This is a genomic window from Blastochloris sulfoviridis, assembly GCF_008630065.1.
Classification (GTDB): domain Bacteria; phylum Pseudomonadota; class Alphaproteobacteria; order Rhizobiales; family Xanthobacteraceae; genus Blastochloris; species Blastochloris sulfoviridis.
Genome location: NZ_VWPL01000002.1, coordinates 23419 through 42205, shown reverse-complemented (window position 1 = coordinate 42205; position 18787 = coordinate 23419). Strand labels below are relative to the sequence as shown.

Here is an 18787-nt window from a genome sequence, read left to right as displayed (position 1 = left end):
CGCCTCGCTCGGTCTCGCCACCCTCTCCCACAAGGGGAGAGGGAAGAAGAGGCCGAGCCAATCAACCGGAAACCCTATCAGTCCCGTTCCGGCCGCTCTCCGCGGCCGAGGCGGGCCAGAGCATTTTCCGCACAAGTGGATACCGGTTGTGCGAAAGAAAATGCGACAAACCAGAAATTTAGAGCGTCCGATCTGATGCCGTCAGATCGGATCACGCTCAAGCGCCGCCCGCGCCGCCGCCCGGTGGACAAGGGTGACGTGGCCGCCGACCAGCTTCAGCGCCGCCACCAGCACCGCCGCATCGTCGGTGAAGCCGAGCCCGGCCAGGATGTCCGGCACCGCGTCGGCCGGCAGCAGGAAATAGGCGAGCGCACCGGCCAGCGTGGCGCGCACCTGCGGCGGGGTGTCGCGGTCGATGACGCAATAATAGGCCGCGACCAGATCCTCGGCGAACGGCACCCGGGCAAGGGTGTGCGCGAGCTTGGCCCAGAAGCCGCGCAGCGTCGCCGCCGCCTCGCCCGCGTCCTGACCCCCACCCTGGCCCGACCCCTGATCCGCCGATCCCTTCAGGCCCCACACGGCCGAGCCGGCAAAGCGGTCCATCGTAACGTCTCCCTGGCGCGCGCCGTCAGGCCGCGCTTGCCATTCGAGGTGGGCCCGCAAGCGGCCGGGATCAAGGCGTCCCCTGGCCGCAGGCCGGACCGCGACGGCTGGCTTGCCGCGGCGGTTTGCATCAGCGGTATGCAACGGCCGGTTTGACTGTGTCGGGCCACTCGCTCCAAGCTTCCGGAATCGAGCATGGTCCGTCGCCGCCTTGGCTCCTGCCGCCGCGACCGAAATGCTCCAGGGGGGAAACAGGCAATGATGATCGGTTCCAACGTCGCCGCCGTCGTCACCGGCGGCGCATCCGGGCTTGGCGAGGCGACGGCGCGGGCGCTGGCGGCGCGCGGCGCCAAGGTGGCGTTGTTCGATCTCAACGCCGCGCGCGGCGAGCGGGTGGCGCAGGAGATCGGCGGCCTGTTCTGCACGGTCGATGTCGCGAGCGAGCAATCGGTGGAGGACGGCCTGGCGCGGGCGCGCTCGATCAACGGCCAGGAGCGAATCGCCGTCAACTGCGCCGGCATCGTGATCGCCCAGAAGACCGCGACCAAGGACCGCGAGCACGGCTTCTACCGGCCGCACGAGCTCGACGCCTTCATCCGCGTGATCACCGTCAATCTGGTCGGCACGTTCAATGTGATGTCGAAGAGCGCCGCCGGCATGGCGACGCTGCATCCGGTGGGCCCGGACGGCAGCCGCGGGGTGGTCGTCAACGCCTCCTCGATCGCCGCCGTCGAAGGCCAGATCGGCCAGATCGCCTACGCCGCCTCCAAGGGCGGCATCCAGGCGATGACGCTGCCGGCGGCGCGCGACCTCGCCCGCGAGGGCATCCGCGTGTGCTCCATCCAGCCCGGCCTGTTCCACACCTCGATGTTCGACAGCCTGGACGAGGACTTGCGCAAGTCCCTCGCCGCCGGCGTGCCGTTCCCGACGCGGCTCGGCCGGCCGGAGGAGTTCGCCGCGCTGGTCTGCCATATCGTCGAAAACGACATGCTGAACGGCGCCCAGATCCGGCTCGACGGCGGCCTGCGCCTGCCGCCGCGCTAATGGTCCGGCCCTGACATTTGCGTCCGCAAATGTCAGGACAAGTCGGCCCACAAGATATTGATCCTGTGGATGTAATCCACGAGAGCAGTCTCAGCAAAAGTGGAAACCGGTTTTGCGCAAGAGACTGCACCGACTCAAAAACTCCGGACGACAGGCGGGGGAGGTATGGCAACCATCGAGTTCTGGTACGAGTTCGCCTCGACCTACTCCTTCCTCGCCGCCGAGGAGGTCGAGGCGGCGGCGCGGCGCGCCGGCGTCGGCGTATCCTGGCGGCCGTTCCTGCTCGGGCCGATCTTCGCCGGCCAGGGCTACACCACCTCGCCGTTCAACCTGTTCCCGCTCAAGGGCCGCAACATGTGGCGCGATCTCGCCCGCCGCGCCGCCCAGCTCGGCCATCCCGCCATCGTCCGGCCCGACCCGTTCCCGGCCAACGGCCTGTTGGCGGCGCGGGTCGCCACCGCTCTCGCCGACGCCGACCGCCCGGCGTTCTCGCGGGCGGTGTTCCGCGCCGAGTTCGTGGACGGCGACGATATTTCTGACAGGGGCGGTGATCGGCCGGCTCGCCGCCGGCCTCGGCCATGATGCGGAGGCCCTGCTGGCGCGCAGCGGCGCCGACGACGTCAAGGCCGCGCTGCGCGCCGCCACTGCCCGGGCGGAGCAGCTCGGCATCTACGGCGCGCCGAGCTTCGTGACGGCGGATGGCGAGCTGTTCTGGGGCAGCGACCGGCTGGCCGATGCGCTGGCCTGGGCCAAGGGCCAGCGCTGGGGGCTCCCGGCCTGACGCCGGAGGCGTTGCTGGACGTCCGGCCGATCCTTCGGGGTGTCCGTCAGACCGCCGGCGCCGGCAGCCCGGCCTGCATCGACGCGGCCTTGAGCGTGTTGGCCAGCAGGCAGGCGATGGTCATCGGCCCGACGCCGCCCGGCACCGGGGTGATCGCGCCGGCCACCGCCGCCGCCTCGGCGAACGCCACGTCGCCGACCAGCTTCGTCTTGCCTTCGCCGGCCTCGACGCGGTTGATGCCGACATCGATGACGATGGCGCCGGGCTTGATCCAGTCGCCGCGAATCATCTCCGGCCGGCCGACCGCCGCCACCAGGATGTCGGCGCGCCAGCACACCCCCGGCAGGTCGCGCGTCTTCGAATGGGCGATCGTCACGGTGCAGTTCTCGGCCAGCAGGAGCTGCGCCACCGGCTTGCCGACGATGTTGGAGCGGCCGACCACCACCGCCTCGCAGCCCGCGAGCTGCGGCCGCACCGTCTTGGCCAGGATCACGCAGCCGACCGGGGTGCACGGCACCAGCGCCGGCAGGCCGGCCGACAGCCGCCCGGCATTGACCGGGTGGAAGCCGTCGACGTCCTTTGCCGGATCGATCGCCTCGATAACCGCCTGGGCGTCGATCTGCGGCGGCAGCGGCAGCTGCACCAGGATGCCGTGGACCGCCGGGTCGGCATTGAGGCGCGAAACCAGCGCCAGAAGCTCGGCCTGCGAGGTCGTGGCCGCCAGCTTGTGCTCGAAGGAGGCGAGGCCCGCCTCGACCGTCGCCTTGCCCTTGTTGCGGACATAGACCGCGCTCGCCGGATCCTCGCCCACCAGCACCACGGCGAGGCCGGGCACCAGCCCATGGTCCCGGGCAAGGCGGGAGGCTGCCGCCGCCACCTTGGCCCGCAGGTCCGCCGCGATGGCCTTGCCGTCGATCAGGGTCGCGCTCATGCCGTCTCCGTCGCTTTGCTGAGCGCCGCGGCCAGCGCCGCCGGATCGCCCGTCACATGCAGTGTCTTGAGTCGTCCGGTGGCGCCGGCGACGAGCTCGACGTCGCGGCGCGCCACCCCCAGGGCGTCGGCGATCAGCGTCAATAGCGCGGCGTTGGCGGCGCCGGCCTCCGGCACCGCGCGCACCCGCGCCGCCACCACGCGGCGCCCGTCGGAAAGCTGTGCGAGGCCGTCGAGCGCGTCGCGCCCGCCGCGCGGCGTCAGGCGCACGGTGACGGTGAGACCGCCGCCGACGGCGCGCCAAGCGGGTTCGTCGGCCATCAGAGCATTCCCCGCAAAGGTGAAACCCGATCTTGCGCGCGAGAATGCATCAGCACGATGGCTTGAAGCGTCGAACCTGGACTGCCGGCCGGGGAGGATTCGGTCCGGCGCCGCAGCGTCAGAGAAGGATCTCGAACACCAGATTGCGGATGAAGAACAGGCCAATGATCAGCACCACCGGCGACAGGTCGAGCCCGCCGAAACTGGGCAGCACCCGCCGGATGGGGGCGAGCGCCGGCTCGGTGAGCCGCCACAGCGCTTCGCCGACCTGCGCCACGGTGGGATTGCGCGGGTTGACCACGTTGAAGGCGACCAGCCACGACAGCACGGCCGAGGCGATCAGAATCCAGACGTACAGCGTGATGATTGTGTCGAACAGCCACAGGATCGAGTTCATGGCAGCGCCCCTCGTGCCTCGCTGGCGCAATGACTATAGGGGGCGGACGCCCGCTGCAAGCCTTCCTCTGCAAGCTCTGCAAGCCGTCCTCTGCAAGCCGTCCCATCAAGCCCGCCCGGCCGGCGGATCGTCTGCGCCGCGCGAACGCCATTGACTTTGTGGGGCCGGCACACCTAAAAGGCGCCGCGTGGCGGGGCCGTAGCTCAGTTGGGAGAGCGCTGCAATCGCACTGCAGAGGTCAGGGGTTCGAATCCCCTCGGCTCCACCAGCCCGCCACCTGTCTCTCCCGCCCCGGCTCTCAAATCGGCCTGGGTCCTGACGGGCCTCACGTTTCCGGCACTCGACCCTCCCCACCGTCAAACATCGACAGGCCGGCTGGCCACGTCTGCGGCGATAGAGACCGCGCGCACGAGAGACCGCGCGCACGGCCTGGGCCCCATCGATCAGCACGGTTTCATGGTCGCGCCAGGAAGGGCGCACGCCGCTCGAAGACGCAGGGCTGCAGCACCACGGGCCTGAAGCATCGCCGGCTTGGAGCACGCCCCGGCACGGCTGGACACGCGGAAAATGGCCTCCCGGAAGGGAATCGAACCCCTGACCCCAGGTTTAGGAAACCTGTGCTCTATCCTGCTGAGCTACCGGGAGGTGGAACCCTCGTTGTCCGCGTTTCGTCGCTCCGCCGCCATGCGCGGCGGAGGTGCTCATCATATGATGCGATCGGCCCCCGCTGATCAAGACTCGTGATCACGAGCGGCGATCGCGTCGGATGATCGAGGCCCGTCGCCGAGACCGGCGGTCAGAACCTCGGCCGGCCCCGCACGCCGATCCGGCCGCCGTCCTACCACAACGCGCCCGCGCGGGCGATCTGCCGCGTCACACGCCTCACCCACCGGGATGCCGCACTGTCGCCCGATTGGCGCTCTTGTTTGGGCGCAGGAGACTGGCGGCATGGGGTTGAGGTCGGACGGGCGGACCCGTCGCGGCGGCGGGCGCGCCCTTGGCTTGGCGGCGGCGCTGTGCGCAGCAGGAACGCCTGCGGCGAGCGTTCCGGGCTGGGCGGATGATTTGCGAAGGGACGACATGGCGGAGGTCGACGCGTGCGCACCGCAGGGGGTGATTCGCGACCGCGTGGCCGCGCTCGGCGAGGGCGGCCTGCGGCTGGCCGGCGGCGCGCTGGCGACCTTCCCGGCGCTGCGGCTTGAGGGGGCGGCCACCGCTTGGCTGGCGGATCAGTCGCTCGGCCGGGCGGTGGAGATTCGCGGCGCCGGCGCGCCGGACCGCTGGGGCCGGCTGCCGGCCGGTGCGGTGACGGTGGCCGGGCCGGACGGCGCGCCACCGTCCTGGCTGGAGGCGCAACTGGTGGCGCAGGGGCTCGCCGTCGTCGCCCCGCGTCCCGGCGCCCGCTGCGTCCGGCCGCTGCTGGCGCGCGAGCAGGCGGCGCGGCGCGCGGGCAAGGGCCGCTGGGCGGAGGCGGCCAACCAGCCGGTGGCCGCACGCGATCTTGCCCGCCTGAATGCCCTGGCGGGCCGCTACGCGCTGGTGGAAGGCCGCATTTCCGCCGTCAACACCCGCGGCCGCACGGTCTATGTCAATTTCGGCCGGCGCTGGCGCGAGGACTTCACGGTGATGGTCGCGGCGCGCGACCGCCGGGCCTTCGCCCAGGCTGGCCTGGAGCTTGCCGGGATGGTCGGCGAGACGATCCGGGTGCGCGGCCATATCGAGGCCCGCGGCGGCCCGGCGATCGAGGCGCAGACGCCCGACCAGATCGAACGTCTTGAGGCCGCCAAGTGATCGGGTTCAGGTTGATCGGATTCAAGTTGACCAGGTTCGGATTGAGCGGGCTCGGGCCGTCCGGCAGCCCCGCGGCCAATGGCTGGTGGCAGGCCGGCCTCGTCCTGGCGGGCCAGACGGCGCGCGCGCTGCGGGCAGCGCTGCTGGCCGGGCTCGTCGCCGGCTGCGGCTCGATCGGCCTGCCCGATCTCGACCGGCCCGACACCGACGTGCCGCGGGCGCGCCTGACCTCGCCGCCGCCGCCCGCGCGCGGCGAGGAGCGCGAGCACGCCCGCATCCTCGCCAGCTATGGCGGCGAGTACAAGGATCCGGCGCTGCGGGCGTCGATCGAAGTCACCGTCGCGCGGCTGGTGGCGGCGTCCGACCGGCCGGACCTGCGCTACCGCGTCACCCTCCTCAATTCGCCCTCCGTCAATGCCTTCGCGCTGCCGTCGGGCTCGCTCTACGTCACCCGCGGCCTGCTGGCGCTCGCCAACGACCGCGCCGAGCTTGCCTCGGTGCTCTCGCACGAGATGGCCCACGTGGTCGCCCGCCACGCCGTGGAGCGCGAGGAGCAGGTGCGGCAAGCGGCGATCGTGTCGAAGGTGATCTCGGACGTGCTGCAGGACCCGCAGCTCGGCGCGCTGTCGCTCGCCCGCTCCAAGCTGAGCATCGCCAGCTTCTCCCGCCAGCAGGAGCTGGAGGCGGATGCGATCGGCGTCGGCATCAGCGCCCGCGGCGGGTTCGATCCCTACGGCGCCTCGCGCTTCCTCACCTCGCTCGCCCGCCACGGCATCCTGCGCGACCAGGCGCTCGGCGCCGACTCCGCCCGCGGCTCAGGCGAGGCCCTCGACTTCCTGTCCACCCACCCCTCCACGCCCGACCGGCTGGCGATCGTCGTCACCTATGCCCGGCAGTTCGCCGGTCCCGGCGGCACCGGCGAGCGCGACCGCGACCGCTACCTCGCCCAGATCGACGGGCTCGCCTACGGCGACGACCCCAGCGAGGGCTATGTGCGCGGCCGGCGCTTCATCCATCCCAAGCTCGGCTTCACGTTCGTGGCGCCGGAGGGGTTCTCGCTGGAGAACACGCCGCAGGCGGTTCTCGGCGCCTCGTCCGGCGGGCGCGAGGCGCTGCGGCTCGACGCCGCCCGGCCCGGCGGCACCGAGGATCTGGCGACCTACCTCGCCGCCGGCTGGATCGACGGCGTGGAGACGCCCTCGGTCGAGGCGCTGTCGCTGAACGGCTTCGAGGCGGCAACCGCGGTGGCGCGCGGGCGCGAATGGTCGTTCCGACTCTACGCCATCCGCTTCGGCAGCGAGGTCTACCGGCTGATCTTCGCCGCCCGCTCGCTGACCCCCGAGATCGACCGGCAGTTCCGGGCCGCGGCGCAATCCTTCCGGCGCGTAAGCCTGCAGGAGGCCGACAAGCTGCGCCCGCTGCGGCTCAAGATCGTCACCGTCCAGCCGGGGGAGACCGCCGAAAGCCTGTCCGGGCGCATGGCGCCGCTCGACCACCCGCTCGACCGTTTCCTGGTGCTGAACGGGCTGGAACGCGGCACCCCGCTCCAGCCCGGCCAGAAGGTCAAGATCGTGGTCGAATAGACCCCACGCGCCCTACCGCACCGGCCGGGCGTCGGGTTCGGATGAGGCGCATCAGACCAGCGCGGCGCGGGCGTCCGGCTGCTGGGCGTCGAGGGCTTGGCGCAGCTTCTCCATCGCCCGCGTCTCGATCTGGCGGACGCGCTCCTTGGAGATGCCCATCCGCGAGCCCAGCGCCTCCAGCGTCGCGGCGTTGTCGACCAGCCGGCGCTCGCGCAGGATGCGCAGCTCGCGCTCCGACAGCACCGCCATGGCCGCACGCAGCCATTTCACCCGGCGGACCCGGTCGATCTCCTCGCCCACCAGCTCGTCCGGCCCCGGACCGTCCCACACCAGGAAGTCCTGCCGCTCCGAGGAGGAGGAATCCGCGTCCGCCATCGGCGCGTTCAGCGACATGTCGTGCCCGGTGAGGCGGCAGTCCATCACCGCCACGTCGTTCACCGACACCCCGATCTCCTCGGCGATGGTCTGGTACATCTGCGAGGCCGGCCCGTCCTCGCCGCGCTGGGCGAGGCGGGCGCGGATGCGCCGCAGATTGAAGAACAGCGCCTTCTGCGCCGAGGAGGTGCCGCCGCGAACGATCGACCAGTTGCGCAGGATGAAGTCCTGGATGGCGGCGCGGATCCACCACGTGGCGTAGGTCGAGAACCGCACCTCGCGCTCCGGATCGAACCGCGCGGCCGCCTCCAGGAGACCGACATGGCCCTCCTGGATCAGGTCGGCCATCGGCAGGTTGTAGTGCTTGAACCGCGCGGCAATGGCGATCACCAGACGGATGTGGGCCGAGGCGAGCCGGTGCAGCGCCGCCTGGTCGCCCTCGCTCTTCCAGCGCACCGCCAGATCGTGCTCTTCCTCGCGCCCAAGGAAGGGGGCGTTCATCGCTGCCTTCACGAAACGCTGGCGGATACCCATCACCCGGTTCATGCCGCTCTCCCGTCGACTTTCCCGATTCACGTCCTGCCCGTTCAAATTCAGGCTTACGAATATTTACGTACCCAAATATTTACGTACCCTGTCGGATCCGGCCACAAGCAAGGTGAAAACGTGGCGCGGGGCCGCCTTGTTCCGCCCTGGGCAGCGGCGAAGTCTGGCGTACCGATTGATGTCTAGCGGAAATATCGCGCACGATAAATTATTGCGCGTTCAATTAATTGTTAGCAAGGGTGATACCCGCGGCGCAAGGCCTTGACCCGTCGACGTCATGGCCGGGCCCGCCACGGCTCTCCACGTCTCTGTTTTGGATGTCATTTGAAGGCGCGGATGCCCGCGGGAAGCAATGTTTGCGCCTTGGCAGGCTTGGCTTCAGGCGCGGCATGACGAGTCACGGTTTGCGGCCCCGGCATGACGCGGCGCGGGCGAGAGACCGGGCGAAAGCATTCTCCGCAAAAGTGGACGCCGGTCTTGCGAAAGAGAATGCGACAACTCAATAACTTGGCGGACTCTCCAAGATGTTGCGTTGACATGCTCAATCGCGCTGGACCGGGGCCCGGCCGACAGCAGCGTGTCGGCGGCCGGCCCCTGACATTGAGGCATGTTGTCGCAGGGGGCACGCGCAGTGCGGCCGACCACGCCGAAGATCGGTCGTCCGATCGTCGGAAATCCCGCCATCGAACAAGAGGGTTTCGGCGAGATCGCTTCCGCCCATCCCGAGGGGATCGACCGGAAACGGGATCAGAGCCCCTTGAGACCGCGGCCTGAAGACCTCAGCCGGGGAGCGCGTTGGAGACAGGGAGATCGCGCCGCGCCGATCGCCAACGGCGGCCGCATCGCCGCCGAACGGCAAAGGCCCGGCTTGCGCCGGGCCTTTGGTGATCTTCGCGATCATGCCGGTTCCGGCGATGCCGGGCCGCCCCTTATGGGCGACTTTTCGGAAACCCGCTCAGGCCGCCTCGGCCTCGGTGTCGGCCTCGACATCGACATCGACATCGTTGTCGGCCTCTTCGGCCTTGCCGGCGCGGCGCGGACCCTTGGCGAGCTGCGCCTCAATGCGCTTGATCGCCTCGGTCTCGGTGAGATCCTCGACCGCCGCCAGTTCGCGGGCCATGCGATCGAGCGCCTGCTCGAACAGCTGGCGTTCGGAATAGGACTGCTCGGGCTGCTGTTCGGAGCGGTAGAGATCGCGCACGACCTCGGCGATGGCCACGAGGTCGCCGGAGTTGATCTTGGCCTCGTATTCCTGCGCCCGGCGCGACCACATCGTCCGCTTGATGCGGGCGCGGCCCTTCAGGGTGTCCAGCCCCTTCTTGACCACATTGCCTTCGGCGAGCTTGCGCATGCCGACCGCAAGGGCTTTGCTGGTCGGAACGCGAAGCTTCATCTTCTCCTTCTCGAAGGAGATCACGAACAATTCAAGTTTGAAACCGGCAACTTCTTGTTCTTCGATGGCAACGATCTGGCCGACGCCATGAGCCGGATAGACGATGTACTCATTCGTCTTGAAACCATGACGGGTCTGGGTCGCGGCCGTCTTCTTGGCGGTCATGCGCTTTTACACTCCTGGATTTGGCCGGCGCCTGAGCGAAGCGGCCGAAAATCCTTCCACGATGCGCCCGAAGGCGCGTCCGCTTTGCTGCCGGCCCTGAGGAACTTCGAGTCCTGAAGGGAGTTCGAGTCCTGTGGGATTGGCCAGTCAGCCGACAGAACGAATGTCCTTCGCACCAAGTCTGCCCGCCCTCGACAACGGATCACCGTCACTGGCGCGCTTCAAAGTCGACCAACCCGAACCCCGCTCCCACGCGGCAAAGAGTCTGGAACCCACCATGACATGACGACAGTGCATGATGACAAGATAGGTCCCGGCACTCTGCGATCGGCGCATGCCTGCAAAATGCCATGGCCCAAAACCGTGGCTGTTCCACGTGTTCCTGCTTTGGGGAGTTCCTGCTTTGGGGAGCGCTTCAGCGCGAATGAATTCGACTGTTCAAAAACGCTATCACGAACAGCCAAAAAATCAAAGACATATTTGAACTTGGGCGCCCCCGCCGGCCGGCGGGCGCCCATTTGCCGCGATGGTGGCGTCACCCGGCGACGTCAGTCGCCTTCGCCGGGATTCGGCGAAAACTGCGCCTTCTTGCCGGCGATGCCGTCCCAATCCTTGGCGTCCGCCGGCGGCTCGCGCTTGGCGGTGACGTTGGGCCACTGGGTGGCGTATTGGGCGTTCAGCGCCAGCCACGCGTCGAGTTCCGGCTCGGTGTCCGGCTTGATCGCCTCCGCCGGGCACTCGGGCTCGCACACGCCGCAGTCGATGCACTCGTCCGGATTGATGACGAGCATGTTCTCGCCTTCGTAGAAGCAGTCGACCGGACACACCTCCACGCAGTCCATGTACTTGCACTTGATGCAGTTCTCGGTAACGACGTAGGTCATTTCAGCCCCTGAGACGCGGGTGACAACCGGCATGTGTCGGATTTCGGACACCCCCCTATCCGAGGCGAACCGCGCCGGCAAGCCTGAAGGTTTCCTTCACCCGCGACAGAGCCGGCGGCATGCGGTCAGCGCATGCCACGCTGCCCGGGTTCGTCCGTTTCCGGGACGTCCTCGATCAGCGCCCGGGCGTCCTCGGCCCGGCCCCGCCGCGCGGCGAAGCCGAGCAGGCGCACCACCCGGACCCCGCCATGCAGCGCCACGGTGATCACGTCGCCCAGCCTGACCAGCCGGGCGGCGCCGGTCACCCGCGCCCCATTGACGCGGACACGCCCGGCCCGGGCCAGCGCCGCGGCATCGGCGCGGGTGCGCACGATCCGCGCATGCCACAAGACGAGATCGATGCGCTGCCCGGCCCCGCCGGTCATGGCGGCGTCTTCCGGTCACGGCGTCCGGCCGATCCGCCGGAAACCGCATGGCCTGACCGCCGGAACCCGGCGCGCGAGGCCACGGCCTCGCCTCACGGCTTCTCCGCTTCCAGCCGGGCCTTGAGGATGGCGAGCTTGGCGAAGGGCGAATCCGGATCGATCGGCTTGTCCTCGCGCTCGCGCCGCTCGGGACGCGACTCGTGGCGCACCCGCTCCGGTGCCGGTCCCCGCGGCCGCTCGTCGCGGCGGGGCGGGCCGCCGCGCTCGCCGCGGCCCTCCGGCCGCTCGCTCCGGTCGCGATCGAACCCCTGCGTCCGCTGGCGGCGTTCGCCGCGCTCGCCGCGCTCATTGTTGCGGTCGGGACGCTCCCCGCGATCGGGGCGCTCGCCCCGGCCCTGGGCCTCGCCGTCCGGCCGGCGACGGTGATCGGGACGCGGACGGTCGAACCGCCGGCCGCCGGCCGGCGCCTCCGCCTGGGGTCGGGCCTGGTCCTCCGGCGCCCCCTCGCCGGCAGCCGCAGCCGGCTGCTCGCGCCGGAACGGACGGCCACCATGGCCCTCGCCCGGACGGCGCGGGCGGCGCTGGTCGTGATGGCGCCCGCCGATCCGCCACACCTCGATCATCTCCGGCTCGGCCGGCACCGCCGGCGCGCCAATATCGGCGGCCGCCTCGGCGGCTCCCTCGGCCGCAGGCTCCGGGACGCTCCCGGCCTCGGCCGAAACGGTCTCGGGCTCCACCGCCGCGGGCTCGGACGACGCGACGGCTTCGGGCGCGGCCTCGGCCGGCGCCTCGTCCACCACTTCGTCGGCCATGTCGGCCTGCGCCTCGGGCTCGCTCTCGGCGGCAATCGTCTCCTCGGCCATGGCCGGCGCGGCCTCGCCGGACTCGGCCAGGCTTTCGTCCGAGCTTTCGGGCACAGCTTCGGGCGCGGCCGCCGGGGCCTCGGCCGGCGGCAGGCGGCGTTCCATGCGGTAGCCCAGTGCCTTGAGGATGGACGCGAAGTCCTCGCCCGAGCAGCCGACCAGCGAGGTCATGCCGACCGTGACGGTGAAGCCGGTGCCGTCGACGGCGCCGGCCGGCTTGGGGCCGGGCGAGGCCGGCCGCCACGCCAGCGCCGGCCGGATCAGGTCGGCCAGCCGCTCCAGAATGTCGACGCGCACCGCGCGCTCGCCCACCACCCGATAGCCGATGGCGCGGTAGAGCGCCTTCTGCACCTCGTGATCGACCGGGATCGAGGTGCGGCCGGAGGCCGCCAGATGCGGCAGGGTGTCGAGGCCCTTCTGGTCGAGCCCGCCATGCTTGAGCGCCCACAGCTGCAGCGCCAGCGCCCGCGGCGCCGGCTTCAGCAGCCCCGGCAGATAGAGATGGTGGGCGCCGAAGCGCACGCCGTACTTGCGCAGCGCCGCGCGCGCCGTCTGGTCGAGCCCCTTGACCTCCTCGGCGACGCGCTGGCGCTCCAGCACCCCCAGCGCCTCGGCGATCTGGAAGGCGACGCCGCGGGCGATGCCGGTGATATCCTCGGCCGAAAGCAGCGCGAACAGCGGGCCGAGCAGCTTTTCGAGGTGGGTCTTCAGCCACAGGTCGGCGCGCGCCTGCACCGAATCGCGGGCCGCGCCGGTGAGCTGCTCGTCGGCGATCAGCCGCAGCCGCGGCTTCAGCACCTCCTCGCCCGACTGGATGCGGGCGATCGCCTCGCCGAGCCAGCGCACGGTGCCGTCGGCGGCGAGCACGATGGTATCGTCGCGCGTCTCGGCGAAGCGGGCAGCGCGGATATCGATCTCGCCGGCGAGCGCCTTGGCCGATGCGGCGCGCAGCGCCTTGGCGTCCGGACCGGCCGCGCTTGCCTCCGGCGCGAAATGAAAGCCCTGGAGGTGGCCGATGCGGTGGCCTTCGACGAGCACGTCGCCGGTCTTGCTGATCTCGGTTTCGAGCATGGTATTTTCTCTGAGGCGCCGCATCAGCACGCTGGTGCGGCGGTCGACAAATCGCTGGGTAAGTCGCTCGTGAAGGGCATCGGACAGCTTGTCCTCCAGCCCGCGGGTGATGTCCTGCCAGTGCTCCGGCTCTGCCAGCCAGTCAGGCCGGTTGGCAACGAATGTCCAGGTTCGCACATGTGCAATCCGCGTCGACAGCGTGTCGATATCGCCGTCGGTGCGGTCGGCCAGCGCCAGTTGCCGGGCGAACCAGTCCGCCGGGATGCGGCCCGTGCGCTGCAGGAAACCGTAGAGCGTCGTGCATAGCTCGGCGTGGGCGGCGGGCGCGATCTTGCGATAGTCCGGAACCTGGCAGCATTCCCATAGACGGGCGACATCGTCGGGAGTTCGGGCAAAGTCTCGCACCTCACTATCACGCGCCGCCGCCTCCAGCACCAACAGATCCTCTGCCATCGGCGCCCGCGTCAGCCCCGGCTCGGCAGGATTTCGCGCCAATGACGCCTGCAACGCCGAAAGCGAGGCGAAATCAAGCTGCGTGTTGCGCCATTGTAGAACCTTGACCGCCTCGAAACTATGACTTTCGAGCCGCTGGACGGTCTCGGCGTCGAAGGGGGCGCAGCGGCCGGTGACGCCGAACGTGCCGTCGCGGGTCGCCCGGCCGGCGCGGCCGGCGATCTGGGCAAGTTCCGCCGGGGTCAGCCGGCGGTACTGGTAGCCGTCGAACTTGCGGTCCGCGGCGAACGCCACGTGGTCGACGTCGAGATTGAGGCCCATGCCGATGGCGTCGGTGGCCACCAGATAGTCGACGTCGCCCGACTGGTAGAGCGCCACCTGGGCGTTGCGGGTGCGCGGGGATAGCGCCCCCAGCACCACCGCCGCCCCGCCGCGCTGGCGGCGGATCAATTCGGCGATGGCGTAGACCTCCTCGGCCGAGAACGCGACGACGGCCGAACGCTGCGGCAGGCGGGTGAGCTTCTTCTCGCCGGCATAGACGAGCTGGGACAGGCGCGGCCGCTGCACCACCGAGACGCCGGGAATGAGCCGCTCGACCAGCGGGCGCATGGTGGCCGCCCCCAGCACCAGCGTCTCGTCGCGGCCACGGCGGTTGAGGAAGCGGTCGCAGAACACGTGGCCGCGCTCGAAATCGGCGGCAAGCTGGATTTCGTCGATGGCGACGAAGGACACGTCGAGGTCGCGCGGCATCGCCTCGACGGTGGCCACCCAGTAGCGCGGGTTCGGCGGCTTGATCTTCTCCTCGCCGGTGACCAGCGCCACCTCGCGATCGCCGATCCGGCTGACGATGTGGCCATAGACCTCGCGGGCGAGCAGCCGCAGCGGCAGGCCGATCAGCCCGGTCGGATGCGCCAGCAGGCGTTCGATGGCCAGGCGCGTCTTGCCGGTATTGGTCGGCCCCAGCACGGCGGTGACGCCGCGGGCGCGGAGGGAAGGCGGAAGAACCGAGGAATGGAAGTGGGACACGGGCGATCGGAGTTCGAAGGGCGCGCGGCAAGGCCCGGGTTCAGAGCGCTTGTATCACACGAAAGCCGCCCGCTGGGGCCGCGTTTCGTCCGGCGATCGTCAAACATCCCTTACCGGACAAGGATTTTTGACAAGACTGTTTCCGAAGATCACGGCGTGATCCCCACATACCGTATCATAATGCGACACCATCGCGGCAGTAGCCCGGCGGCAACGCGCAACCCATTGGAACGACTCTCGAACGAACCGGGGCCGAATCGCTGACTCTGCGGGAATCGGGATTCGTTCGCCACAATATGTAGGGTGTCTCCGGCCACATACCCCCAGCCGCCGCAAACTGGACTTTGCGCCTGCGTGCCTGCTCCCGCGTCTTGGCTCCCGCGTCTTGGCCCCCGCATTCTCGCTTCCCGCCGAACGCGCGCGGCGACGGCGCGTCACCGCGCGGCGTTGCCCTGGGCGGGCGCCGCGGTGGCGCGCGGCTCCACGCGCCGGGTGGCGAAGGACTTCGCCTCGATGACGCAGGTGCCGACCTTGGTGGCCACCGAGATCTTGAACGGCACAAGGACGCGGCTGCCGGCGGCCGGCACCAGCCAGACCGCGATGTCCTTGTTGTTTTCCATATATTCGATGTCCTTGCGTCCGAGCCGGTGGCCGGCGATGGCCCGGAAGCCGACGGCGCAGACCACCGCTGTGCCGGCAAACCCCTTGGCCGCGACCGCCTCCTGGCGGAGAAACTCGAACGTCAGGTCGTAGCGCGACACCCCGTCGAAGATCGGGACCACGCGCGTGCAGGCGTCGGGACCGGTGACGTCGCCGGTGCCGGGCACCACGAACAGGGCGGCGCTCATCGGGTCGAGCACGTTGCGCCGGTGGATCTCGGTCACCTCGATCCGGTCCGGCCGCGGCTTCGGCTCCGGCGTCACCTGCAGGCCCTTGACCGCGCCGCGCTCGAACCCGAACTGGATGGCGATCTGCTTGTCGTCGCCCGAGGCCGTCATCGCAAACGAACCCGGCTGCGGCTTCTCTTTCGTCAACAGGCCGCGGGCGCCGGCCGAGCCTTTGCCTTCGGTGACGAACTGGGCCACGCCGGTGATCTTGCCGCTGGCGGCGGCGGTGTAGTTGACGGCGTCGATGTCGATCACCAGCGCCGCCTTGCCGATCTCCATGCCGGCCAGCGTGACGTCGTAGCGGGCATTGACCCTGGTGTCGCCGGCCGCCGCCGCCGCGCACTGCCACAGGATGGCCCCGGCGATCGCCGCGAACCGCGCCCCAGACCGGATCGATGACGAAGCGAAATATGGCATGGCTCAACCCCGGTGCGATGCAATTCTGTCGGAACTGTGTCGCAATCTGGCGCAACCGCGCGCCCGAAACGCCCTTCGGCGGCGATGGCCGGCTTGACGTGCGCAAGGCAGGCGATTATACGCCCACTCTCCCATGACGAGTTTGAGACGGCCGCCGCTGACGCGGCCTCATTGAGGTTGTGCCATGTCCCGGCGCTGCGATCTGACTGGCAAGGCGGTCCTTGTGGGCCACAAGGTGAGCCATTCGAACCGGAAGACCAAGCGCCGGTTCCTGCCGAACCTGTGCAATGTGACGTTCCGCTCCGACACGCTGGACCGCGACGTGCGGCTGCGGGTCTCGGCCAACGCCATCAAGACCGTCGACCACCGCGGTGGCCTCGACGCGTTCCTGGTCAAGGCGCGGGCGGAAGAGCTGTCGCCGCGCGCACTCGTGCTGAAGCGCGCCGTCGAGAAGGCGCAGGCCGAGCAGCCCCAGGCTGCGGCCTGACCGCTGGAGCCTTTTCCGCAATAGCCGGAGCCGGCTTTGCGGAAGAGACTGCGACACCTCAAAGATTTGGCGCATCCGATCCGACGCTGTCGGATCGGGTACCGCTTCAGGCGAACCCTGCCCGTTTCGCGTGAGAGTCCAGCCGCCCGGCACCGTCGGGCGGCTTTCGTTTGTGCGCTCGTCAGGGCGGATGGCCAATACGGTTCTCCAACCCTTTAGGCTGGAAACCGGATTACCCGATCTCCGCCTTCTGCGGCCGGGCCAGGAGGCCGGTGATCGCCTCGTCGAGCCCGAGCCGGCCGGCGAGCACGGCGTCGACCGCGGCGGCGATCGGCATCTCGACCCCGGCCTTCGCCGCCATCTCCACCAGCACCGGCGCGGTGAAGACGCCTTCCGCCAGCGGCCCCGAGCCGGGCGCCGGCAGGGCCTCGCCGGAGCCGAGCCGGAAGCCGAGCGAGAAATTGCGCGACTGCGGCCCGCCGCAGGTGAGGATGAGGTCGCCCAGCCCCGACAGGCCGGCCAGCGTCTCCGGCCGCGCGCCATAGGCGTGGCCGAAGCGGCGCAGCTCGGCGAAGCCGCGGGTGGTGAGCGCGGCTGCGGCGCTGGCGCCGAACTTGCGTCCGTGGGCGATGCCCACCGCGATCGCCAGCACGTTCTTGGCGGCGCCGCCGATCTCGACGCCGCGCACGTCGGTGGAATGATAGAGCCGGAACGAGGCCGAGCCGACAGCCTCGGCGAGGTGCGCCGCGACGGCCTCGTCCGCCGAGGCCACCGTCACCGCGGTCGGCAGGCCGGCGGCGACGTCGGTGGCGAAGCTCGGCCCGGACAGGATGGCGGGGATGGCGGGCGGCGCCGCCTCCGCGACGATCTCGGTGACGAAGCGATCGGTGCCGCGCTCGATGCCCTTGGCGCAGGCGACCAGCGGCGTGCCGGGCCGGATCAGCGGGGCGAGGTTCGCCGACACCTCGCGCAGCGCCCCGGTCGGCACCACCATCAGGATGGCGGAGGTCTCGGCCAGCACCGCGAGGTCGGCGGTGATCTCGACGTCCGGCGCGATCGGCACCCCCGGCAGGAACATCCTGTTCTCGCGGGTGCGGATCATGTCCTGGGCGTGGTCGGGAAACACCGTCCACAGCACGACGCGCCGGCCGGCGCGGACGGCGGCATTGGCCAGCGCGGTGCCCCAGGCCCCGGCGCCGGCAACTCCGATGGCGGAATAGCGGGTCACGATTCGGTTGCCTCGATCTTGAGCGGCAGGCCGAGCGGCCAGCGGGCGCGCGGCGGACAGTCGAGGTCGTCGGTCATGCCCAGCGCCAGCCGCTCGGCCCCGGCCCAGGCGATGATGGCGCCATTGTCGGTGCACAGCGACGCCGGGGGAATCAGCAGACGCAGCGCGTTCTCGGCGGCGATGCGGTCGAGCGCGGCGCGGATCGCCTTGTTGGCACCGACGCCGCCGGCGATCACCAGCCCCTTGGGCTTGCCGAACCTGGCGCCGAACAGCCGCAGGCCCACGCGCAGCCGGTCCTCGATCACGTCCACCACCGCCGCCTGGAACGAGGCGCACAGGTCGGCGACGGCGGTCTCCGACAGCGGCGCGATCGCCTCGGCGGCGAGCCGGACCGCCGTCTTGAGGCCGGACAGCGAGAAATCCGGCTCGGGCCGCCCCAGCATCGGCCGCGGGAAGGCGAATCGCTTCGGATTGCCGCGCAAGGCCGCGGCCTCGACCCGCGGCCCGCCCGGATAGGGCAGGCTCAGCATCTTCCCGACCTTATCGAATGCCTCGCCCACCGCGTCGTCGATGGTGGTGCCGAGCCGCTCGAAGCGGTCGACATCGAGCACCGCGACGATCTGGGTGTGGCCGCCCGAGACCAGCAGCAGGCAATAGGGGAAGCCGAGCTTGCCGACGAGGCGCGGCGACAGCGCGTGGGCTTCCAGGTGGTTGACCGCCACCAGCGGCTTGCCGGCGGCGAGCGCGATCGCCTTGGCGGTGATCAGCCCGACGATGACCCCGCCGATCAGGCCGGGGCCGGCGGCGGCGGCGACCGCGTCGAGGTGGCTGAAGCCGATTCGCGCCTCCGCCATCGCCTGGGCGACGATGCCGTCCAGCGCCTCCACATGGGCGCGGGCGGCAATCTCGGGAACCACGCCTCCGTACTCGGCATGGGCGGAAACTTGGGATAGAACGACGTTCGATAGGATTTCGCCGCGTCCGTCCTCGTGGCGGCGCACCACCGCGGCGGAGGTTTCGTCGCACGTCGTCTCCAGCCCGAGTACGAGCATGTCCGTCACCGCGTTCCGGCCCTCAGCTTGATCCCCAAGCGGATACGTCATATCCGCGTCCGCCC

At 70.2% G+C, this 18787-nt stretch carries 16 protein-coding genes, 2 tRNA genes and 1 pseudogene; 6 read left to right on the top strand and 13 right to left on the bottom strand.

Features of this window, described 5'->3' with window-relative positions:
• Positions 1 to 201: 201 nt before the first annotated feature.
• Positions 202 to 603: a YkvA family protein gene (locus F1193_RS01235; RefSeq protein WP_150095852.1), complete on the bottom strand. Its 402-nt coding sequence runs from the start codon at positions 601 to 603 to the stop codon at positions 202 to 204.
• Between the two features lie 258 nt (positions 604 to 861).
• Here F1193_RS01235 and F1193_RS01230 point away from each other — a divergent pair, with 258 nt between their 5' ends.
• Positions 862 to 1647 (top strand): SDR family NAD(P)-dependent oxidoreductase, encoded by a 786-nt coding sequence (locus F1193_RS01230; RefSeq protein WP_150095851.1) that lies wholly within the window; start codon positions 862 to 864, stop codon positions 1645 to 1647.
• 165 nt (positions 1648 to 1812) lie between these two features.
• Positions 1813 to 2428: pseudogene (locus tag F1193_RS01225) on the top strand (DsbA family protein).
• A gap of 46 nt (positions 2429 to 2474) precedes the next feature.
• On the opposite strand, the gene folD reads toward F1193_RS01225, so the two are convergent.
• The 3 genes from folD to F1193_RS01210 form a co-directional block, all read right to left on the bottom strand.
• Positions 2475 to 3359 (bottom strand): bifunctional methylenetetrahydrofolate dehydrogenase/methenyltetrahydrofolate cyclohydrolase FolD, encoded by an 885-nt coding sequence (folD, locus tag F1193_RS01220; RefSeq protein WP_150095850.1) that lies wholly within the window; start codon positions 3357 to 3359, stop codon positions 2475 to 2477.
• Positions 3356 to 3679, bottom strand: coding sequence for a DUF167 family protein (locus F1193_RS01215; RefSeq protein WP_150095849.1), 324 nt, complete (start codon positions 3677 to 3679; stop codon positions 3356 to 3358). Before F1193_RS01215 ends, folD begins: the two co-directional genes overlap by 4 nt.
• Before the next feature lie 118 nt (positions 3680 to 3797).
• Positions 3798 to 4076, bottom strand: a complete 279-nt coding sequence (locus tag F1193_RS01210; RefSeq protein WP_150095848.1) for a YggT family protein — start codon at positions 4074 to 4076, stop codon at positions 3798 to 3800.
• A 192-nt stretch (positions 4077 to 4268) separates the two neighbouring features.
• Between F1193_RS01210 and F1193_RS01205 the strand changes: the two genes are divergently transcribed.
• Positions 4269 to 4344: transfer RNA gene (locus F1193_RS01205), tRNA-Ala, on the top strand.
• A gap of 300 nt (positions 4345 to 4644) precedes the next feature.
• Here the strand turns inward: F1193_RS01205 and F1193_RS01200 are convergent.
• Positions 4645 to 4721 (bottom strand) — tRNA-Arg (locus tag F1193_RS01200).
• A gap of 435 nt (positions 4722 to 5156) precedes the next feature.
• On the opposite strand from F1193_RS01200, the gene F1193_RS01195 reads away from it, so the two are divergent.
• On the top strand, positions 5157 to 5867 hold the full coding sequence (locus F1193_RS01195; RefSeq protein WP_150095847.1) for a thermonuclease family protein: 711 nt from the start codon (positions 5157 to 5159) through the stop codon (positions 5865 to 5867).
• Positions 5868 to 5971: 104 nt separating this feature from the next.
• Positions 5972 to 7450: a M48 family metalloprotease gene (locus tag F1193_RS01190; protein WP_150096002.1), complete on the top strand. Its 1479-nt coding sequence runs from the start codon at positions 5972 to 5974 to the stop codon at positions 7448 to 7450.
• A 51-nt stretch (positions 7451 to 7501) separates the two neighbouring features.
• Here the strand turns inward: F1193_RS01190 and F1193_RS01185 are convergent, their stop codons facing one another.
• From F1193_RS01185 to F1193_RS01160, 6 genes are all read right to left on the bottom strand, one after another.
• Positions 7502 to 8371, bottom strand: a complete 870-nt coding sequence (locus tag F1193_RS01185) for an RNA polymerase factor sigma-32 (protein ID WP_150095846.1) — start codon at positions 8369 to 8371, stop codon at positions 7502 to 7504.
• A 955-nt stretch (positions 8372 to 9326) separates the two neighbouring features.
• Positions 9327 to 9929, bottom strand: a complete 603-nt coding sequence (locus tag F1193_RS01180; RefSeq protein WP_150095845.1) for a CarD family transcriptional regulator — start codon at positions 9927 to 9929, stop codon at positions 9327 to 9329.
• A gap of 548 nt (positions 9930 to 10477) precedes the next feature.
• The gene (gene fdxA / locus F1193_RS01175; protein ID WP_150095844.1) at positions 10478 to 10813 is read right to left on the bottom strand and encodes a ferredoxin FdxA; all 336 of its coding nucleotides are present in this window, start codon (positions 10811 to 10813) and stop codon (positions 10478 to 10480) included.
• Positions 10814 to 10938: 125 nt separating this feature from the next.
• Entirely contained in the window at positions 10939 to 11238 is a 300-nt protein-coding gene (locus F1193_RS01170) for a S4 domain-containing protein (RefSeq protein ID WP_150095843.1), read from the bottom strand.
• Positions 11239 to 11330: 92 nt separating this feature from the next.
• Positions 11331 to 14651, bottom strand: coding sequence for a DEAD/DEAH box helicase (locus tag F1193_RS01165; protein ID WP_210247274.1), 3321 nt, complete (start codon positions 14649 to 14651; stop codon positions 11331 to 11333).
• Positions 14652 to 15085: 434 nt separating this feature from the next.
• Positions 15086 to 15955, bottom strand: a complete 870-nt coding sequence (locus F1193_RS01160) for a DUF3108 domain-containing protein (RefSeq protein ID WP_150095842.1) — start codon at positions 15953 to 15955, stop codon at positions 15086 to 15088.
• Between the two features lie 184 nt (positions 15956 to 16139).
• Between F1193_RS01160 and rpmB the strand changes: the two genes are divergently transcribed.
• Entirely contained in the window at positions 16140 to 16442 is a 303-nt protein-coding gene (gene rpmB, locus F1193_RS01155) for a 50S ribosomal protein L28 (RefSeq protein ID WP_150095841.1), read from the top strand.
• Between the two features lie 232 nt (positions 16443 to 16674).
• Here rpmB and F1193_RS01150 read toward each other — a convergent pair whose 3' ends face one another.
• The gene (locus tag F1193_RS01150) at positions 16675 to 17670 is read right to left on the bottom strand and encodes an NAD(P)H-dependent glycerol-3-phosphate dehydrogenase (RefSeq protein ID WP_170263244.1); all 996 of its coding nucleotides are present in this window, start codon (positions 17668 to 17670) and stop codon (positions 16675 to 16677) included.
• Positions 17667 to 18722: a tRNA (adenosine(37)-N6)-threonylcarbamoyltransferase complex transferase subunit TsaD gene (tsaD, locus tag F1193_RS01145; protein ID WP_150095840.1), complete on the bottom strand. Its 1056-nt coding sequence runs from the start codon at positions 18720 to 18722 to the stop codon at positions 17667 to 17669. The genes F1193_RS01150 and tsaD overlap by 4 nt, the downstream gene beginning before the upstream one ends.
• Positions 18723 to 18787 lie beyond the last annotated feature (65 nt).

What these genes read in the sequence shown, in the direction of transcription:
- F1193_RS01235 (WP_150095852.1), bottom strand. Translation starts at nt 603, where the DNA reads ATGGACCGCTTTGCCGGCTCGGCCGTGTGGGGCCTGAAGGGATCGGCG.
- F1193_RS01230 (WP_150095851.1), top strand. Translation starts at nt 862, where the DNA reads ATGATGATCGGTTCCAACGTCGCCGCCGTCGTCACCGGCGGCGCATCC.
- folD (WP_150095850.1), bottom strand. Translation starts at nt 3,359, where the DNA reads ATGAGCGCGACCCTGATCGACGGCAAGGCCATCGCGGCGGACCTGCGG.
- F1193_RS01215 (WP_150095849.1), bottom strand. Translation starts at nt 3,679, where the DNA reads ATGGCCGACGAACCCGCTTGGCGCGCCGTCGGCGGCGGTCTCACCGTC.
- F1193_RS01210 (WP_150095848.1), bottom strand. Translation starts at nt 4,076, where the DNA reads ATGAACTCGATCCTGTGGCTGTTCGACACAATCATCACGCTGTACGTC.
- F1193_RS01195 (WP_150095847.1), top strand. Translation starts at nt 5,157, where the DNA reads ATGGCGGAGGTCGACGCGTGCGCACCGCAGGGGGTGATTCGCGACCGC.
- F1193_RS01185 (WP_150095846.1), bottom strand. Translation starts at nt 8,371, where the DNA reads ATGAACCGGGTGATGGGTATCCGCCAGCGTTTCGTGAAGGCAGCGATG.
- F1193_RS01180 (WP_150095845.1), bottom strand. Translation starts at nt 9,929, where the DNA reads ATGACCGCCAAGAAGACGGCCGCGACCCAGACCCGTCATGGTTTCAAG.
- fdxA (WP_150095844.1), bottom strand. Translation starts at nt 10,813, where the DNA reads ATGACCTACGTCGTTACCGAGAACTGCATCAAGTGCAAGTACATGGAC.
- F1193_RS01170 (WP_150095843.1), bottom strand. Translation starts at nt 11,238, where the DNA reads ATGACCGGCGGGGCCGGGCAGCGCATCGATCTCGTCTTGTGGCATGCG.
- F1193_RS01160 (WP_150095842.1), bottom strand. Translation starts at nt 15,955, where the DNA reads ATGCCATATTTCGCTTCGTCATCGATCCGGTCTGGGGCGCGGTTCGCG.
- rpmB (WP_150095841.1), top strand. Translation starts at nt 16,140, where the DNA reads ATGTCCCGGCGCTGCGATCTGACTGGCAAGGCGGTCCTTGTGGGCCAC.
- tsaD (WP_150095840.1), bottom strand. Translation starts at nt 18,722, where the DNA reads ATGCTCGTACTCGGGCTGGAGACGACGTGCGACGAAACCTCCGCCGCG.